Below are 18,306 nucleotides of genomic sequence, written 5' to 3'. Positions count from 1 at the left end.
TTCGAATAAATCACGCGCTACGGTGGTCGCGGTAGTAGGACGGGCCGCCTCGCCAGGCTGGCCATCCGTAGCCATGGACCCAGATCACATCGATGTCGGAGGGGCGAACGACGATCTTTTCGTCGATGATACGGCCCACTTCCTCGAGCATCGGCGTCAAGAGGCGCTCAAGCAAAGCGGGTTTGTCGAGGGTCGCGGCTGGCGAAGCCGTTCGGCCACTTTTCTCACGAAACTCGGCGATCAGCTTCAGCGCAGCTTCGGACGGCTGTGATTTTCCTGCAGTGTCATAGTCGTAATAGCCAAGCAGGTTCTTGCGACCAAAACGCTCTGCTTCGCAGAAGACTTCCTCGATCGTCCGACCCGCACTGCCGGCTTTGTCCCAGCCGACATCGAGACCGGCGAGATCGGCCATCTGGAATGGTCCCATCGGCAATCCGAACTCGACCATCGCCGCGTCGATATCGTAAGGAGAAGCCCCGTCGAGCATGAGCTCAACCGCAGCCGTCTGGCGTGGCAGGAGAATGCGATTGCCAACAAATCCGTGGCAATTGCCGACGCACACGGAAATCTTGCCTATGCGCTGGCCAAGCGTCATTGCCGCCCGGATCGTTTCCGGCGACGTCTTGGCTCCGCGGACCACTTCGAGAAGCCGCATGACATTGGCCGGCGAGAAGAAGTGCATGCCAATAACGCGGTCGGGCCGGCCGGTCGCAGAGGCGATCGCATCGATATCGAGAAACGACGTATTGGTCGCCAGGATAGCGCCGTCTTTTGCGACACGATCCAGCTCGCGGAATACTTCAAGCTTCACCGGCATGGATTCGTGAACCGCTTCGATTATGAGGTCTGCATCACCCAGCATCTCCAGACTGTCCACCAGCTTGAGGCGGTCCAGGGCTTGATCCTTGTCGAAGTCTGAAAGCTTGCCGCGCTTGACCGCGCCGTCGAGATTGGCCTGGATAAGACCGCGCCCTCGCTCGAGTCCCCGCTGGTCGACGTCGAACAGAGCAACTGCGAGACCAGAAGTCAGCATGGCCGTGGCAATTCCGCTTCCCATCGTGCCGGCACCGACAACGCCAACCTTGCTTACCGGATGCTCTGAGGCCCCATCAGGAAGGATGGGTAGATCCCTCACACGGCGCTCCGCGCTGAAAATGTGCCGCAGTGCGGCAGACTGCTCGCCTTTTTCGAGGCGTTCGAATGCGGCAAGCGTCTCGTCACGCATATCGCGCGCTGGGTCAGTGGCGGCCGCTTCAATCAGCGTGAGGGCTTCCAGCGGGGCGGTCTGCCCCCTGAGGCGGAATCCATTCTTTGATTTCCACTTCTCGATTTTTGCTGCGGCGTCTGTGTCTACAGATGCCGATGCGCGCTGGCTGTCGCCGGCGGACAGAGCAATGGCAACTTCGAGCAGGTTTCCATCGGTGACCATGTCTATCAGGCCCATCGAAAGAGCTTCGGAGGCTCCCACTTCGCGCCCGGAAATGACCAGATCAAGGGCCGTCTCCACCCCAGCAATACGGGTGACCTGTGCAACACCGTTGCAACCTGGAACCAGCCCAAGTTTGATCTCCGGTAGTCCGACGGAGGCGTTTGCCAACGCGGCGCGGCCCTTCGCAGCCAATGCCAACTCGAACCCACCACCAAGCGTGCGCCCGTTGAGCGCGACAACGACCGGCTTTGGCGATTGCGCGATCGCGGCGATCAGTGACGGCAGATCGGGTACGGCGATCGGTTTGCCGAATTCGCTGATATCTGCGCCGGAAAAGCCCGTCCTTCCCTCGCACACAATCACGACGGAGCGGACGTCCCCGTCGGCTGCTGCCGCATCAAGGCCAGCCAGAAGCCCCTGACGAACCGATGCCGACAAGACGTTCAGAGGAGGGTTATCGACGTGGAGAACGAGCGTGCCCGAAATCGTTTCAGCAGAGACGGTCTCGCTCAGGGATCTTTTTGTCATAGACGGCTCCAATCAATAGATCTCGAATAGGCCCGCGGCACCCATGCCACCGCCGATGCACATAGAAACCACGCCCAGTTTGGCGCCACGACGTTTTCCCTCGTGAAGGATATGGGCCGCCATGCGTGCGCCCGACATTCCGTAGGGATGACCCATCGCGATTGCGCCGCCGTCGACATTGAGCTTGTCGGGAGAGATCCCCAGTCGATCGCGGCAATAGACGGCCTGTGAAGCGAACGCTTCGTTGATCTCCCAGAGATCGATGTCGTCGATGTTCAGATTGAACCGCTTCAACAATGCCGGGATCGCGAAAACAGGGCCAATGCCCATCTCGTCGGGATCACAGCCGGCAACTTCGATACCGCGCATCGCACCCAGCGGCTTCAGACCGCGTCGGGCAGCTTCTTCACCCTGCATGACCACGACCGCGGCCGCACCGTCCGACAGCTGGCTGGAATTACCCGCCGTGATCGCCTGGCCCTTCTCGAGCCTCTGACCATTCTTGAGGACCGGTTCGAGTGCCGACAGCCCTTCCAGAGTCGTCGTCGGGCGGTTGCATTCGTCCGTATCGATGGTCCTGTCCTTTATCGAAGTCTCGCCGGAGGCCTTGTCCGCCACAAGCTGGCGCACAGCCATGCCGACGATTTCAGCATCAAATCTGCCTTCTTGCTGCGCCGCAGCCATCCGCTGCTGCGACAAAAGCGAAAACTCGTCCTGGACCTCGCGCGAAACGCCATAGCGCGACGCGACGATCTCGGCGGTCTCAATCATCTGCATATAAAGAGCGGGACGATTGCGGACCAAGCCCTCATCCTGGCTTCTATAAAGGTTCATATGTTCGTTCTGAACGACAGAGCAGCTTTCGACACCCCCCGCGACCACGATGCCACCGCCCTCGTTGCGAACCTGGTTTGTGGCAATGCCAATCGCCATAAGACCGGAAGAGCATTGCCGATCGACGGTCATCCCTGGAACGGCAACGGGAAGACCAGCGGCAAGCGCGCCCTGACGCCCGACGTTGAAGCTTGTTGCCCCCTGCTGAAGGGCACAGCCAAGAATGACGTCGCGAACGTAAGCGCCGATTTCGTCAAGCGGTGCAACCCTACCAAGCGCCGCCTGAATGGCATGGCCGGCAAGATGCTGCGGAGACGTGTTGTTGAGGGCTCCCCGATAGGCCTTTCCAACGGGGGTACGGCATGCGCTGACGATCACGGCTTCGTTCATGGGTGGCTTTCTTAGATCTGGATTTCACGATCCCATACAGCCCAGACCGAGACTGCTATCAAGGCTGAGGGGTTGCGTCTTTGCAAAAATTCGTTTCATTATCTGGCACCATGTTGCAATTTGTAAAACAAAATGCAAGGGTCTTTTCGTGACAGACGAGGATTCACCCAATGACTCAAGCTACGCCCCTGAACACAAAGCGGATAACAGAACACCAGTTCGCAGAGCGAACGGCGTCCTATAAAGACCGCGACGTCATTCTTTATGCGCTGTGCTGTGGCGCGGGCGCCGATGGTGATCTGACCTTCGTCCACGAGGACTATTTGAAGGTTATCCCGAGCTTCGGCCAGAACCTGTGCTTCGATGACAGCTGGATGGAAGAAAGCGGCATCGATCTTCCGCGCGTCGTACATGGTGGGCTGGATCTTCGGATGCACAAGCCTTTCAAGGTCGGGGGCTCGGTGCAAGTGCAGAGCCGGATCGCGGGTTTGACCGACAAGGGTGAGGGACGCCCTGCCTTCGTTCTCCACCAGTCCGACGTCAAGGACGGTGACGATGTCGTCTTCACATCATACTCCAACCTCTTTGTGATGGGTGGCGGTGGCTTCGGCGGAAGCCAGGGCGAGACGTTCGAAATGGTTCGCCTTCCGGAAACCGCGCCGACATCGACCGCGGTGGTCGCCACGCGTGCCGACAGCCCCGTCCTGTTCCGACTGCTCGGCGACCTCAATCCGCTGCACGTTAAGCCTGATGTTGCAAAGCAGGCCGGCTTCGACAGACCGATCATGCACGGCGCCAACACATTTGGTTACGTCTGCCACGATGTCGTTCTTCGTTTCTGCGGCGGCGACCCGGCTCGCCTGAAACGGTTCGCCGCACGGTTCTCGGGACCGTTCTTTCCGGGCGAACAACTGGCTCTTTCCTACTGGGCCGTGGATGGCGGCGTGAGGTTCGCGGCCAGGTCCGTTGAGCGCGATGCGCCAGTTCTCGATGGTGGCGTGGCGGAGATTATCTGACCATGTCCCTAACCCTGTCCCATTGGGGCGCTGCGTCGCCCGTTATCAAGGACGGTCGGTTGATCTCGATGGATCCCAACCCCGGTGATCCGAACCCATCTCCGATCAACGAAAACTACGTTGAGGCGATCTCAAGCCCGATGCGGATCACCCAGCCGATGGTGCGCAAGGGTTATCTCGAAGGCGACGGTGGCAAGGGCCGTGGTGAGGACAGTTTCGTTCCCGTCTCGTGGGAGACCGCAACGACCCTGTTGGCCGATCACATGAAGCGCATCCTCGCCGAGCACGGCAATGAGGCAATCTTTGGCGGATCCTACGGCTGGGCAAGCGCCGGCCGCTTCCACCACGCCCAAAGCCAGATCCACCGTTTCTTGAACCTCATGGGCGGCTATGTACGCTCGGTGAATACCCACAGCCATGCCGCAGCCGAGGTGGTACTTCCTCACATGATCGGCAGCCAGGACGGGTTGGCGGACAATCAGACGTCATGGGAACTTATTATCGGGCATACGGAATTGTTCGTGGCTTTCGGTGGCCTACCGGTCAAGAACGCAGCGGTCAGCGCCGGCGGCGTGAGCAAGCATCTGGTGACCGACAAGCTGCGTGAGGCCAAGGCTACCGGTACGCATATCGTCAATGTCGGCCCGCTGCGCGATGACGTGGACGCCGAGCTGGGCGCGGAATGGATCGCGCCTCGGCCAAACACCGACGTCGCCTTCATGTTGGGCCTTGCCTACGTGCTGGAGACCGAAGGACTGGTCGATCGGCCGTTCCTTGACAAATTTACGGTCGGATACGAGATGTTCCGGCCTTATCTGCTGGGCACGGATGATGGTCAGCCCAAGGATCCCGCCTGGGCCGCCGCGATCACCGGTGTCGATGCCGACATTATCACCGGGCTTGCCCGGCGCATGGCAGCCAAGCGCACCCTGATATCAATGGCCTGGTCGCTTCAGCGCGCCGACCACGGCGAGCAGGCGGTGTGGATGGTCATCACGCTTGCCGCGATGCTGGGGCAGATCGGATTACCCGGTGGTGGATTTGGCACCGGCTATGCGGCCGCCAACCGGGTGGGCAACACGTCATTGCCGTTCTCTTGGCCGGCGTTTCCACAGTTGCGCAATCCGATCCGGCGGTTCATCCCGGTTGCCCGACTTGGCGACATGCTGGAGTTTCCTGGCGAAGAATTCGATTACAACGGCGAACGCTATACCTATCCAGACATCAAGATGATCTGGTGGGCGGGCGGTAATCCGTTCCACCACCAGCAGGATCTGCGCCGTCTTCACCGCGTTTGGAAAAACCCCGAACTCGTCGTGGTGCAGGAGCCGCTTTGGAACGCGATCGCGCGCCACGCCGACATCGCTCTTCCAGCGACGATGCCGCTTGAACGCAACGATCTCGGTATTACCAAGGGCGAGCCGCATCTGATCGCAATGAAGCAGGTCCTGCCTCCGCCGGATAAGGCTTTGAGCGATTACGACATCCTGGCCCTGATCGCGGATAAGTTCGGTATCAGGCAAGAGTTTACCGAAGGGCGCGACGAACTGGCGTGGATACGCGAGCTTTATGCCCGCAGCATCGAAGTCGCGGGGAAGAATGGCTATAACCTCCCTGATTTCGATAGCTTCTGGGAAACAGGAGATTTCTATTTCCAGTCGCACGAGCCGCCGAAGGCACTCCTGCAGAATTTCCGTCAGGACCCTGCAGCCAATCCGCTTGCGACACCTTCGGGACTGATCGAGATCGGGTCGGCCAAGGTCGCTTCGTTCGGCTACGATGATTGCCCCGGCTATGCTCGCTGGTTCGAACCTAGCGAGTGGCTCGGCGCCGCGCATCCCGACGGACTTCATCTGATCTCGAACCAGCCCTCGCGCAAGCTGCACAGCCAGCTCGACGTCGGAGGTTACTCGCGGGCCGGTAAAGTGGCCGACCGAGAGCCAGCCCGACTGAACAGTCGCGAGGCCGAACGGCGCGGAATTTCCAGCGGCGACGTTATTCGTGTCCGATCACCTCGTGGCGAGTGTCTGGCTGGAGCCGTCGTCAGCGAGGATGTGGCTGATGGCGTGATCCAGATATCGACGGGCGCATGGCTCGATCTCGACGAAGACGGTCTCGATCGGCACGGGAATGTCAACGTGCTGACCATGGACACGCCGACGTCGCGGCTGGCCCAAGGGCCCACGGCGCATACGACAATCGTTTTTGTTGAACGGTACGAAGGCAAGGCACCTGACGTCCTCGCGTTCGAACCACCGCTTTTTGAGAAACAGGAGTAGAAATGACGAACGACACATATTGGAGCGAACAACGGGTCATCATTACCGCGGGTGCAAGCGGAATTGGCCTGTCGATCGCGCGCGCCATGACGGACCTGGGCGCAAAAGTCTGGATTTGTGATATCGCGGAAGCCGAATTGGCGAAGGTCCGGGAAGAGCTGCCGACCGTAAAGACCACTGTCTGCGACGTATCGGATGCTGCGGCCTGCGAGGCCTTCGTCAAGGCAGCGACCGACGACATGGGTGGACTGGACATCCTCGTCAACAATGCTGGCATCGCCGGTCCGGCCGCAGCCGTCGAAGACATTTCAACCGAAGACTGGGCGCGTTCGTTCTCCGTCAACGTCAATGGTCAGTTCTTCATGGCCCGCGCCGCAATTCCGCATCTGAAGCAGAATGCATCCGGATCGATCGTCTGCATGGCATCGGTCGCCGGAAAATACGCGTTCGGCCTGCGCTCGCCATATGCCGCATCCAAGGCGGCCGTCATCGCGCTGGCGCGCTCCATGTCGGTCGAACTCGGTCCCCACCAGATTCGCGTCAATGCGATTGCTCCTGGCGTGGTCGCCGGCGACCGTATCAAGCGCGTGTTCACCGATCGCGCGAAAACGCGCGGTATTTCCTATGACGAAATGGCCGCAACCGTGCTTCGCGCCGTCTCGATGAAGACCATGGTCGAGCCGGAAGAAATTGCCGCGCTTGTCGTCTACCTCACCGGCCCCTCCGGCCGACCAATCAGCGGCCAAGTGATGCAGATTTGCGGCGGCCTGGAGTACACCGAATGAGCATTATCGAAAAAGGCGATCGCAATCGCGTCATCATCACTTGCGCGATCACCGGCGCGACCCACACACCGACAATGTCGGAACACCTGCCGATCACCCCTGACCAGATCATTGAGCAGGCAATCGGCGCCGCAAAGGCTGGCGCCGCCGTCATTCACCTTCATGCGCGCGATCCGGAAACCCATCGTCCCACGCCGGATCTCGACATTTGGATGCACATCCTCCGTTCGATCCGCTCCGAGTGCGATGCGATCTTGAACATGACCACCGGCGGATCGACTTTCATGTCGATCGAGGATCGGCTCAGCGCGCCGTCTAAGGCCTCGCCGGAGCTATGCTCCTGCAACATGGGCTCCATGAACTTCGGCACCTATGCGATGATCGACAAATACCGCGGCAAGTGGAAGTTCGACTGGGAAGAAGACTATCTGGAGGCGTCGCGCAACGCCATCTTCCGCAACACCTTCGCCGATATCGAAACCATTCTTAGTGTCATGGGCGCGGGCGGAACCCGCTTTGAATTCGAATGCTATGACGTTGGCCACCTCTATAACCTTGCCCACATGAAGGACCGCGGCCTTGTGCCGTCGCCGATGTTCCTGCAGCTGATCGTCGGTACGCTTGGCGGTATCGGACCTGGGCCGGAAAACCTGATGTTCATGAAGGAAACCGCCGATCGGCTGTTCGGCGCCGGCGAATATCACTGGTCGGTTCTGGCGGGCGGCAGGCACCAGCTCAACATGGCGACAATGGCGGCCACAATGAGCGGCAACGTCCGCGTCGGTCTGGAAGACAGCCTCTATGCCGGCCCAGGCAAGATGGCTGAATCGAATGCCGAACAGGTCACCATGATCCGCACCGTGATCGAAGGTCTTCGCAAGGATGTCGCGTCACCTGAAGACGCACGCCGCATGCTCGGCCTCAAGGGTGCCGGCCAGGTCGCGTTTTGATTTTTCCGCGGGGGCGTTTGTCGTCCCCGCTTACTTCCTGGTAGCCCTCATCGCCAGTGAAAGACCGATTTTCCAGTCAATCAAATATGGGCCGGAGCTTCAGCCCGGCCGCAGACACGTTTTGCAGGCACGGAGGCCACGATGCGGATCGTAAAGATCAATGACGAATTTGCTATTGCAACACAGCTTGAAGTGGCCGATCTGAAGCTGATCGCTGAGCGAGGTTTTACGAAGATCGTGAACCTGCGCCCGGACCTCGGTCGTCCTTCATTACTCGATAACGCCACGGAGAAAGCTGCGGCCAATTCAGCCGGTCTGCTTTATGATTTCGTCCCCATTCGATCGAGCAGCATCACTCTGGCAGATATCCGCGCATTGCAGCGGTCAGTCTCCAACACAGACGGTCCGATCGTCGTGCATGCCCGCGAACCCGACCTTGCCTTGATCGTCTACGCTATCGCCAAAGTCCTGGACGGCGAAATCGAACTCTCCGAACTACACGAGCTGGGCCGCATTCATGAAGTCGATCTGTCTCCAGCCGAGCAATGGATCGAGCAGCACAATTCACGACGCCCCATCGTCGAAGCCTTCTTTGATCCACGCACCTTCAGCGTCCAATACGTCGTTACGGATCCAGAGACGTCGCGATGCGCCATCATAGACCCGGTCTACGACTATGATGAAAAGTCGGGATCGACTTCGACGAAAAGCGCCGATGCCATCCTCGACTATATCAGTCGCAATGGTCTGAGTGTCGAGTGGATCCTCGACACACATCCACATGCCGACCATTTCTCGGCCGCGCATTACCTGAAGCAAAAGACCGGTGCGCCCACCGCGATCGGCGCCCATGTCGTGGATGTTCAGAAGCTCTGGCAAGCCTTTTACAACTGGCCTGATCTCCAAACGGACGGAACCCAGTGGGACAATCTGTTCCATGCCGGAGACACCTTCAAAATCGGTAATCTAGAGGGTCGCGTCCTATTTTCGCCCGGTCACACCCTAGCCTCGATCACCTATGTGATCGGCGATGCGGCTTTCATCCATGACACGTTGTTTTCGCCGGAATTCGGATCGGCGCGTGCTGACTTTCCAGGCGGCGACGCGCGAAAGCTGTGGCAATCTATCCATGCCATTCTTGCGCTTCCTGATGAGACGAGACTGTTTACCGGCCATGACTATCCGTCGAACGGTCAGCATCCGCGCTGGGAAAGTACTGTCGCTGAGCAAAAGCGTGCCAATCCGCATGTCGCCGGTGTCACTGAGGAACAATATGTCTCGTTGCGGGAGGCGCGCGATCGCACCCTCCCCATGCCGAAGCTAATTTTGCATGCGCTACAGGTGAATATCCGCGGCGGCCGCCTGCCCGAGCCCGACGACACCGGTCGGCGTTACCTCAAGATTCCGATCGACGCGTTTGAAGGATGCAAGTGGTGATGCGCCAGCGTGAACAGAGAGGGAGGCGACACTCACAAAAACAAGCCAACGTGCCGCTGGCACTCAAAGGACGGTGCGAGACGTTGGCGTCTGTTGAGCGCCCGACACGATGAACTCCATCTCCCTAATCCGCGCTCTGGGATCCGGCGGTCTTGTTGGGTTCATGCTTGGGCTCGTCGGTGGTGGCGGATCCATCCTTGCGACACCGTTGCTGCTCTATGTCGTTGGCGTCTCCAGCCCGCATGTCGCAATCGGTACCAGTGCGTTTGCCGTAGCGATTAACGCCTACGCCAATCTCTTCTCTCACTCCCGCAAGGGCAATGTTCTTTGGCGGCAAGCTGCGTGGTTTGCTGCATTCGGCACGCTTGGTGCCTTGCTTGGATCGAGACTTGGACTGCTCGTTGATGGAAAACGCCTGCTTCTGCTGTTCAGCTTTTTCATGTTCATCGTCGGACTTTTCATGCTGTCTAAGCGAAGCACCCATGGCAACGCCCTGCGGGGTATGGATGGACACACAATTTTCCGCACAGCTGCAACGGCAATGGGTACCGGAATAGCCGCCGGGTTTTTTGGTATCGGTGGTGGCTTTCTGGTGGTCCCGGCTCTGATCTTCGCCACCGGAATGCCGACGATCAATGCTATTGCATCGTCACTGCTTTCTGTCGGGACTTTCGGCCTTGCAACAGGCTTGAACTATGCGATTGCCGGCATGGTCGATTGGAGACTCACGTTCGCGTTTATCGTCGGCGGCACGATCTGCGGATACGTGGGAATGACACTTTCGTCCCGTCTTTCGACCCACAAAAATGCTCTCAACCGGATTCTCGCCGTCCTGATCCTCGCTGTCGCGGCTTATGTCATGCTGCAAAATCTGCCTTGAGCGACACAAGCAGCCACCGAATTTCGCAGTCGATGAGGGATTGGCGGCGGGACGTCGGTTCGGGACTGACGCCAGCGGTCATTCGCCGCCTTGTACCAAGTCGGTCACAACACCGATACAGTCAAAATGGTTCCTATATTTGAACTAGCGTTTCAATTAGCGGCATGATACGCATTGATAAAGAGACAGAAGAGGTTTTGAAAATTGATCGACCAAGTCCCCCTTCGTAATTACCTCGAAAAGACACTTGGCAAGCCTGCAGACAGCTTCAGCTTCACCAAATTTGAGGGTGGCCAGTCGAACCCGACCTATCTCGTCTCCTCCGACACAACCAAGGTTGTTCTGCGCAAGCGTCCTGCGGGTGTCATCTTGCCGTCGGCCCACGCGGTCGACCGCGAGTTCCGCGTCCAGCAAGCACTCGCAGGCTCCGACATCCCAGTCTCGCGCATGATCAGCTATTGCGACGACACTTCTGTGCTGCCGGAAGCTTTCTATCTCATGGATTTCATCCCGGGCAGGACCTTCAACCACGTTCAGTTGCCCGAAGTTGCGGCAGATGAGCGCGGTACCCTGTATGACGAAATGGTCGACGTTGCTGCAAAGCTGCACAGCGTGGACTGGAAAGCCGCGGGCCTTGAAGGGTTTGGGCGCGCAGAGGGATATCTGGAGCGTCAGGTCAGGCGATGGACTGCCCAGTACGAGGCGTCCAGAACGAGCGAAGATGACGGCCCGATGAGCAAGATCGCGGACTGGCTACGCGAAAAGATGCCGTTGGAAAGCCCGGTTTCGATCGTTCATGGTGATTACCGTCTCGGCAATTTGATCTATGCCCCAGACAAAAACGAGGTTGCTGCCGTTCTCGATTGGGAGCTGGCGACAATAGGCCATCCATGGGCGGATTTTGCCTATACCTGCCACTTCTACCACATGGGCGACAAGGACGGTCCGCAGTTCGCTCTGGAAGTTCTGCCCGCGGGAATTCCGAACGAGACTGAAGCGCTCGCGCGCTACTGCAAGACTGCCGGGATTTCTGAGATTCCACGCTGGCCTTATTATCTCGTATTCGCGCTCTTTCGCAGTGCGGCGATCCTGGCCGGCGTCTACAGCCGCGCGCTTCAGGGCAATGCGGCCGATGCCCATGCCCGCGAGGTCGGCTCCCGCTACAGGAATGTCGCCAAGAAAGCCTGGCACATCGCCCAGACAAGCAAGCTGTAGAAGCGCCATGACGGAACCGAGGTACCCCCTGTTCACACTCGCCGGCAAGACCGCGATCATCACCGGATCCTCGCGCGGTATCGGGCGGGCGATCGCCGAGCGTTTCGCCGAGGCCGGATGCCGTGTGATCGTCACCAGCCGCAACCTCGACAACTGCGAGGCCGTGGTCGCGGACATCCGCGCGGCCGGCGGCACCGCACAGGCGATCGCCTGCAATATCGCTTCCCACGATCAGGTGAAAAACCTGTTTGCCGCCTGTGAGGGGTTCTTCGGGCCGCCCGACATCCTCGTCTGTAATTCGGCGCTCAACGTGCATGTGGGCTCGATGGCCAGCCTGAGTGACGAAAAATTCGAAAAGACCATGTCGGTCAACGTGAAGGCGAACCTCTGGCTTGCGAACCTTGCAGCGCCGGGCATGCAGGCAGCCGGCGGCGGCGCGATCATCATGATCTCGTCCATTTCCGGTCTTGCCGGATCGAGAACGCTCGGCGCCTATGCGATATCGAAGGCGGCTGAAATACAACTGGCGCGAAACCTCGCCGTTGAACTCGGGCCGTTCAATGTTCGCGTAAACAGTATCGCACCGGGCCTTATCCGGACTGATTTTTCCCGCGTCATCTGGGAAAACCCCGAATTGCTGCAAGGATCCGTCGGACGCGCTCTTCTTGGCCGGATCGGCGAGGTCGATGATGTTGCCGGACCGGCGCTCTTCCTTGCTTCCGATGCTGGTCGCTACGTCACAGGCCAGACCATCGTAGTGGATGGCGGCGTCATGGCCGCTGCAGTCGGCGACTAGCCTCCACTTATGTGATTGAAATTAAAGTCAAAGGACAACAGAAAATGAATTTCGACTATACTGACAAGGTCAAGGCGCTTCAGGCGCGCGTCACCGAATTCATGTCTGAATTCGTGTATCCGAACGAGCGGGAACTGTGGGCATCGATCGGCGCCGAGGGACGTAGCCGTTGGGACCATATTCCGCTTTTGACCGAACTTGCCAAAGAAGCTCAGAAGCGCGACCTCTGGAACCTGTTCCTGCCCGATTCCAAGCGCGGCGCCGGCCTGACGAACCTCGAATACGCGCCGCTCGCCGAGATCATGGGCCGGTCCTTCTGGGCGCCGGAAATCTTCAACTGCGACGCCCCCAACACGGGCAACATGGAAGTCCTTGAGCGCTTTGGCACCGAGGAAATGAAGAAGACCTATCTCGAGCCGATGCTGGCCGGCACGCTGAAATCGGCGTTCGGCATGACCGAGCCGAACCTGGCCTCGTCCGACGCCTCGAACATCTCGCTGGAGATCCGTCGCGATGGTGACGAGTATGTCATCAACGGCACGAAATGGTGGACGTCGCATGCTTGCGACAGCCGCTGCAAGGTGCTGATCGTCATGGGCAAGTCCGACCCCGACAATGCCGACAAGTACAAGCAGCAGTCGATGGTCGTCGTGCCGTTCCCGACAAAGGGCATCACCGTCAAGCGTCATCTGAATGTGTTCGGCTTCGACGACGCGCCACACGGCCATGCCGAGATCGTCTTCGACAACGTTCGTGTTCCGGCCGAAAACATGCTTCTCGGCGAGGGCAGGGGATTCGAAATCGCCCAGGCCCGCCTTGGACCTGGCCGTATCCACCATTGCATGCGCCTCATCGGCGTGGCCGAACGCGCGCTTGAGCGGATGTGCCGTCGTCTGCAGTCGCGTGAAGCCTTCGGCCAGAAGATCTCCACCCAGAGCGTCTGGTCTGAGCGGATCGCCGAAGCGCGCTGCCAGATCGATCAGGCCCGTCTTCTGACCCTTCGGGCGGCGCATATGATGGACACCGTCGGCAACAAGCAGGCCCGGCAGGAAATCGCGATGATCAAGATCGTCGCTCCGAACATGGCCGCCAATGTTCTCGACATGGCGATCCAGGCATTCGGCGGTGGCGGTTTCGCCGACCTCATCCTCACGAACGGCTATCTCTATGGCCGCACCGTGCGCATCGCCGACGGTCCGGATGAAGTCCATCGCAACCAGCTTGCACGTCTTGAGCTCAAAAAGATCCAGGGCCTCGATATCAAGATTACCGGTGGCGATCCGACGATCATGATCGCCGACGGCCAGACGCCTCCCGGCATGCCGCCGGCATAACGGCCGACGTTTCGAAACCGGGCAAGCCCGCCACCTGCGTATATGGAGTAAATCCGATGTCCTCGCCTTTCCTTCTACACGACGTCATCGATCATGTGGCGGTCTTGACCCTGAACCGTCCCGACAAGCTCAATGCCCTGACCTTCGAACTCTACGCAGACCTGCGTGATGCAATCATGCAGGCACAGGGCAATCCGGAGGTGAGGGCGATCTTGCTGACTGGCGCCGGTCGCGGCTTCTGTGCGGGTGCAGATATGAGGGCGCTCGAAAGCGCGACGAAGACTGCAGGTGATGAAAAACATGGTGTTCCCGGCCCGTCCGGGGACACGATGACGATGTCCTACCTCCCAGCTATTCGTAAACCCATCATCGCGGCCGTCAACGGCGTGGCTGTAGGCCTTGGCTTCGTGCTCGCCATGTTTGCCGACGTCCGCTTTTCGTCGGAAAGTGCGATGTTCATGACCTCGTTTGCGACCCGCGGTCTTGTTGCCGAGGACGGGATATCCTGGCTATTGCCAAAGGTCATCGGCCACAGCAAGGCGATGGATCTCCTGCTGTCCGGCCGGGCGGTTCGTGGCGAGGAAGCCTTGTCCATGGGCCTCGTTTCGCGTGTCTTAAAGGATGACGAACTTTTCGACCACGCGCTTGACTACGCTCGTTCCATGGCGAAGAACTGCTCGCCGCGCTCGATGGATATCATCAAGCGGCAAGTCTGGAACGACCATGAGAAGAGCTATTCGGGTTCTGTCGATGTATCGATTGCGCTTCTGCATGAAGCTTTTACGACTGATGATTTCAAGGAAGGCGTGCAACACCATCTCGAGCGGCGTCCGGCAAATTTTCAAGGACTGATGGTCTAGTCGCTTTACCTCAACCAAATCCTCTCGGGGCAATACAATGCTTTCGATAGGGACATAGATTTCGATCTGGTCGACAGATCGACAGGCTTGGAGACAACATTAATGTCAAAACACCTCGACAGCGCACCTTCAAGCAACGCAGCTGGCGGCCTGGGCCCGGCAATGCAGAATGCTTTTCTGCCCTTGAAGCGCTCTGCCGAACGCGCGCCTGACAAGGCTGCGATCCATTATTACGGAACGACCACAACCTATTCCGAGCTGCTCGGCCAATGCGTCGCGCTCGCCGGCTATCTCACGAGCCGTTGCGGCATCAAGCCCGGCGATCGGGTCCTGCTGGACATGCAGAATTCACCGCAATTCGTCATCGCCTACTACGCGATCCTGCGGGCCAACGCCGTTGTCGTGCCGGTAAATCCGATGAACCGGGAAGCAGAACTGCGACGTGTCGTCGAAAACAGCGGCGCGCGCTGTGCGATCGCCGGCATCGAAGTGGCCGACTTTTTCAGCGGCATGGTTGGCAAGGATCTCGATCACGTCATCACGGCACGCTACGCGGACATGCTGATCGATGAGATCGTGGAGCCGCTTCCGCCAATCCTTAAGGAAGAGCGGCGGGATGTGCCGGCAGGCTTCATCGACATGCAGGTGGCAATAGCGGCGGACCTCGTACCCGACGAGATCTCTGCCGGACCGGATGATATTGCCCTTCTTTGCTACACCTCCGGATCGACCGGCGTTCCGAAGGCCTGCATTCATCCGCACAAGAATCTCACCTTCATTCAAGGCGCCGCTGCATCCTGGTATCGACTGGACGAAACGCTAGTCATGGGCGTTTCGATGCCGATGTTCCATATCACCGGCCTGCAGATCTGCATTGGAACGACGATCGCTTGTGGTGGCGCGATTGTTCCGCTGACCCGATGGGACCGCAACGCAATCGCTTCCCTGTTCGCACGCTACAAGGCGACTTTCTGGAGCACAGCTCCACCGATGATCAATGATGTCGTCAACAGCGATAATTTCACGGACGGGGCGTTTGAAAGCCTCAAAATCCTCACCGGTGGCGGCGCGCCCATGCCGGTGGAACTGGCACGCCGGCTTGGCGAAAAATATGGCGTTGTCTATTGCGAAGGTTATGGCCTGAGCGAGACCTGCTCGGCGACGCATATCTGCCCCGTCGACAGCCCCAAGCTCGGCTCGATCGGTGTTCCGATCTATTCGACGCGTGCCTTGATCGTGGATCCCGAAACGCTCGAAGAACTTGCAGGGCAGGAGATCGGCGAGTTGCTCATATCCGGCCCGCAGGTGATGCGCGGCTATTGGAACAGCCCGGAGGCGACCGCCGAGACGCTCATAGAGCGCGACGGTGCCATTTTCCTGCGGACCGGCGACCTGGGCTATAAGGACCCTGACGGCTATTTCTTCATCGTCGATCGCTTGAAGCGCGTCATCAACGCGTCCGGCTTCAAGGTCTGGCCGGCGGAATGCGAACGCGTATTGCAAGCCCATCCCGCAGTCCGCGAATGCTGCGTCGTGTCGGCGCCGGACAGCTATCGCGGCGAAACTGTCCGGGCCGTTATCGTCTTGCACACCGGCTTCGAGACAACCACGTCGGACGACATCATCGCTTTCGCCCGATCGCAGATGTCGGCCTACAAGGTTCCCAGGATCGTGGATTTTGTCGAAAGCCTGCCGACCTTGAGCAGCGGCAAGGTCGACTGGCGCAAGGTCCAGACGGCGGCGGCCTAAATCCGGTCTACCGGGCGACACCGGAAATCACTTCGAGAAGCACGGCGCCAGGCGGCGCCGTCTGGCGTGGATTGTTTAAAAACCGACAGGATATCGTATGACTGAGCAGCAGCTGCCCGAACGCGAAAGTATGGAATTCGACGTCGTGATCGTGGGCGGCGGTCCGGCTGGTCTCTCCGCGGCGATCCGGCTCAAGCAGGTCAATCCGGAGCTTTCGGTGGTCGTGCTTGAAAAAGGCGCCGAGGTCGGTGCGCATATTCTGTCGGGTGCGGTTGTCGACCCGATCGGCATCGACAGGCTTCTCCCTGGCTGGCGGGAGGAAGAGGGCCATCCCTTCAAGACCGAGGTCAAGGACGACCAGTTTCTTATCCTCGGCTCGGCCCGCTCGTTCCGGTTGCCGAATGTTTTGATGCCGAAGTTGCTCAACAATCATGGCAATTACATCGTCCCGCTCGGCAACGTCTGTCGCTGGCTGGCCGAAAAGGCAGAAGCCCTCGGCGTCGACATTTATCCGGGATTTGCCGCCGCAGAGGTGCTTTACAACGACGCCGGCGCTGTAATTGGCGTTGCCACCGGCGACATGGGCATCGAGAAGAACGGCGCGCTCGGCCCCAACTATACCCGCGGCATGGAACTGCTCGGAAAATATGTCCTGATCGGTGAGGGTGTACGAGGTTCGCTGGCGAAGGAACTCATCGCCAAGTTCGATTTATCCAAGGATCGCCAGCCCCAGAAGTTCGGTATCGGCATCAAGGAACTCTGGCAGGTCAAGCCGGAAAATCATAAGCAAGGCCTGGTCCAGCACTCCTTCGGCTGGCCGCTCGACATGAAAACAGGGGGCGGATCTTTCCTCTATCATCTGGAGGACAATCTCGTCGCCGTCGGCTTCGTTGTCCACCTCAACTACAAGAACCCCTATCTTTATCCCTTCGAGGAATTCCAGCGGTTCAAGACGCATCCCGCGATCCGCGATACGTTCGAGGGCGGCAAGCGGCTGTCGTACGGCGCCCGCGCGATCACAGAAGGTGGCTACCAGTCGGTCCCGAAACTGTCCTTCCCCGGTGGCGCGCTGATCGGCTGTTCGGCTGGCTTCGTCAACGTCCCACGTATCAAGGGCAGCCACAACGCGGTGCTTTCGGGCATGATGGCCGCCGACCGGGTTGCGGCCGCGATCGAGGCTGGTCGCGCCAATGACGAGATCGTCGAGATCGAGACCGAGTGGCGCGCGAGCGATATAGGCAAGGACCTGAAACGCGTGCGCAACGTCAAGCCGCTGTGGTCAAAGTTCGGCACTGCCATCGGCGTCGGCCTCGGTGGCCTTGACATGTGGACCAACCAGTTGTTCGGCTTCTCCGTCTTCGGCACCCTTGGCCACGGCAAGACGGATGCTGCGAGCCTGGAGCCCGCGTCGAAGCACAAGAAGATAGACTACCCGAAGCCCGATGGTGTGCTGACCTTCGATCGTCTCTCCTCAGTGTTCCTGTCGAACACCAATCACGAGGAAAACGAACCAGTGCATCTGAAGGTGAGAGACATGGCGCTGCAGAAGTCCTCGGAGCACGACATCTTCGCCGGCCCCTCGACCCGCTACTGTCCGGCCGGGGTCTACGAGTGGGTGGAGAAGGACGGCGAGGAGACCTACGTCATCAACGCCCAGAACTGCGTCCACTGCAAAACCTGCGACATCAAGGATCCCAACCAGAACATCAACTGGGTGCCGCCGCAGGGCGGCGAGGGACCGGTCTATCCGAACATGTGATTGTTGGTCCGTCTGTCTTGTTTCGGCGAATGCGACCCATGCTATGAAGCGCAGACGATTCTGCG

At 59.2% G+C, this 18,306-nt stretch carries 14 protein-coding genes; 12 read left to right on the top strand and 2 right to left on the bottom strand.

The features are described 5' to 3' along the window. Nucleotides 1-10 precede the first annotated feature (10 nt). Nucleotides 11-1,957: a 3-hydroxyacyl-CoA dehydrogenase NAD-binding domain-containing protein gene (locus FG152_RS18165; RefSeq protein ID WP_498987776.1), complete on the bottom strand. Its 1,947-nt coding sequence runs from the start codon at nt 1,955-1,957 to the stop codon at nt 11-13. A gap of 12 nt (nt 1,958-1,969) precedes the next feature. Beyond that, nucleotides 1,970-3,181 (bottom strand): acetyl-CoA C-acyltransferase, encoded by a 1,212-nt coding sequence (locus FG152_RS18160; protein ID WP_498987774.1) that lies wholly within the window; start codon nt 3,179-3,181, stop codon nt 1,970-1,972. A 170-nt stretch (nt 3,182-3,351) separates the two neighbouring features. Between FG152_RS18160 and FG152_RS18155 the strand changes: the two genes are divergently transcribed. From FG152_RS18155 to FG152_RS18100, 12 genes are all read left to right on the top strand, one after another. Further along, the gene (locus FG152_RS18155) at nt 3,352-4,197 is read left to right on the top strand and encodes a MaoC/PaaZ C-terminal domain-containing protein (protein ID WP_498987772.1); all 846 of its coding nucleotides are present in this window, start codon (nt 3,352-3,354) and stop codon (nt 4,195-4,197) included. 2 nt (nt 4,198-4,199) lie between these two features. Then, nucleotides 4,200-6,476: a molybdopterin-dependent oxidoreductase gene (locus FG152_RS18150; protein ID WP_498987769.1), complete on the top strand. Its 2,277-nt coding sequence runs from the start codon at nt 4,200-4,202 to the stop codon at nt 6,474-6,476. Between the two features lie 2 nt (nt 6,477-6,478). After that, a complete protein-coding gene (locus FG152_RS18145; RefSeq protein WP_498987766.1) occupies nt 6,479-7,261 on the top strand; it encodes an SDR family oxidoreductase in 783 nt (260 codons plus the stop codon). Next, a complete protein-coding gene (gene kce, locus FG152_RS18140) occupies nt 7,258-8,211 on the top strand; it encodes a 3,5-dioxohexanoate:acetyl-CoA acetone transferase (protein WP_498987764.1) in 954 nt (317 codons plus the stop codon). Before FG152_RS18145 ends, kce begins: the two co-directional genes overlap by 4 nt. Nucleotides 8,212-8,352: 141 nt before the next feature. After that, nucleotides 8,353-9,648, top strand: coding sequence for a bifunctional sulfur transferase/dioxygenase Blh (gene blh, locus FG152_RS18135; protein ID WP_498987762.1), 1,296 nt, complete (start codon nt 8,353-8,355; stop codon nt 9,646-9,648). Nucleotides 9,649-9,757: 109 nt separating this feature from the next. Further along, on the top strand, nt 9,758-10,528 hold the full coding sequence (locus FG152_RS18130) for a sulfite exporter TauE/SafE family protein (protein ID WP_498987760.1): 771 nt from the start codon (nt 9,758-9,760) through the stop codon (nt 10,526-10,528). A gap of 204 nt (nt 10,529-10,732) precedes the next feature. Next, entirely contained in the window at nt 10,733-11,743 is a 1,011-nt protein-coding gene (locus tag FG152_RS18125) for a phosphotransferase family protein (protein WP_498987757.1), read from the top strand. 7 nt (nt 11,744-11,750) lie between these two features. Further along, nucleotides 11,751-12,539 (top strand): SDR family NAD(P)-dependent oxidoreductase, encoded by a 789-nt coding sequence (locus tag FG152_RS18120; RefSeq protein WP_498987755.1) that lies wholly within the window; start codon nt 11,751-11,753, stop codon nt 12,537-12,539. Between the two features lie 44 nt (nt 12,540-12,583). After that, nucleotides 12,584-13,873, top strand: coding sequence for an acyl-CoA dehydrogenase family protein (locus FG152_RS18115; RefSeq protein WP_498987752.1), 1,290 nt, complete (start codon nt 12,584-12,586; stop codon nt 13,871-13,873). Nucleotides 13,874-13,929: 56 nt separating this feature from the next. Continuing rightward, entirely contained in the window at nt 13,930-14,733 is an 804-nt protein-coding gene (locus FG152_RS18110; RefSeq protein WP_498987749.1) for an enoyl-CoA hydratase-related protein, read from the top strand. Nucleotides 14,734-14,835: 102 nt separating this feature from the next. Beyond that, nucleotides 14,836-16,482 (top strand): AMP-binding protein, encoded by a 1,647-nt coding sequence (locus FG152_RS18105; protein ID WP_498987746.1) that lies wholly within the window; start codon nt 14,836-14,838, stop codon nt 16,480-16,482. Nucleotides 16,483-16,579: 97 nt separating this feature from the next. Next, entirely contained in the window at nt 16,580-18,241 is a 1,662-nt protein-coding gene (locus FG152_RS18100; RefSeq protein ID WP_498987744.1) for an electron transfer flavoprotein-ubiquinone oxidoreductase, read from the top strand. Nucleotides 18,242-18,306: the final 65 nt, after the last annotated feature.

This window comes from Ochrobactrum sp. XJ1, from assembly GCF_024701725.1.
GTDB lineage: Bacteria > Pseudomonadota > Alphaproteobacteria > Rhizobiales > Rhizobiaceae > Brucella > Brucella anthropi.
Note: the sequence above shows the minus strand (reverse complement) of the source record. Positions and strands in the feature narration are given on the sequence as shown.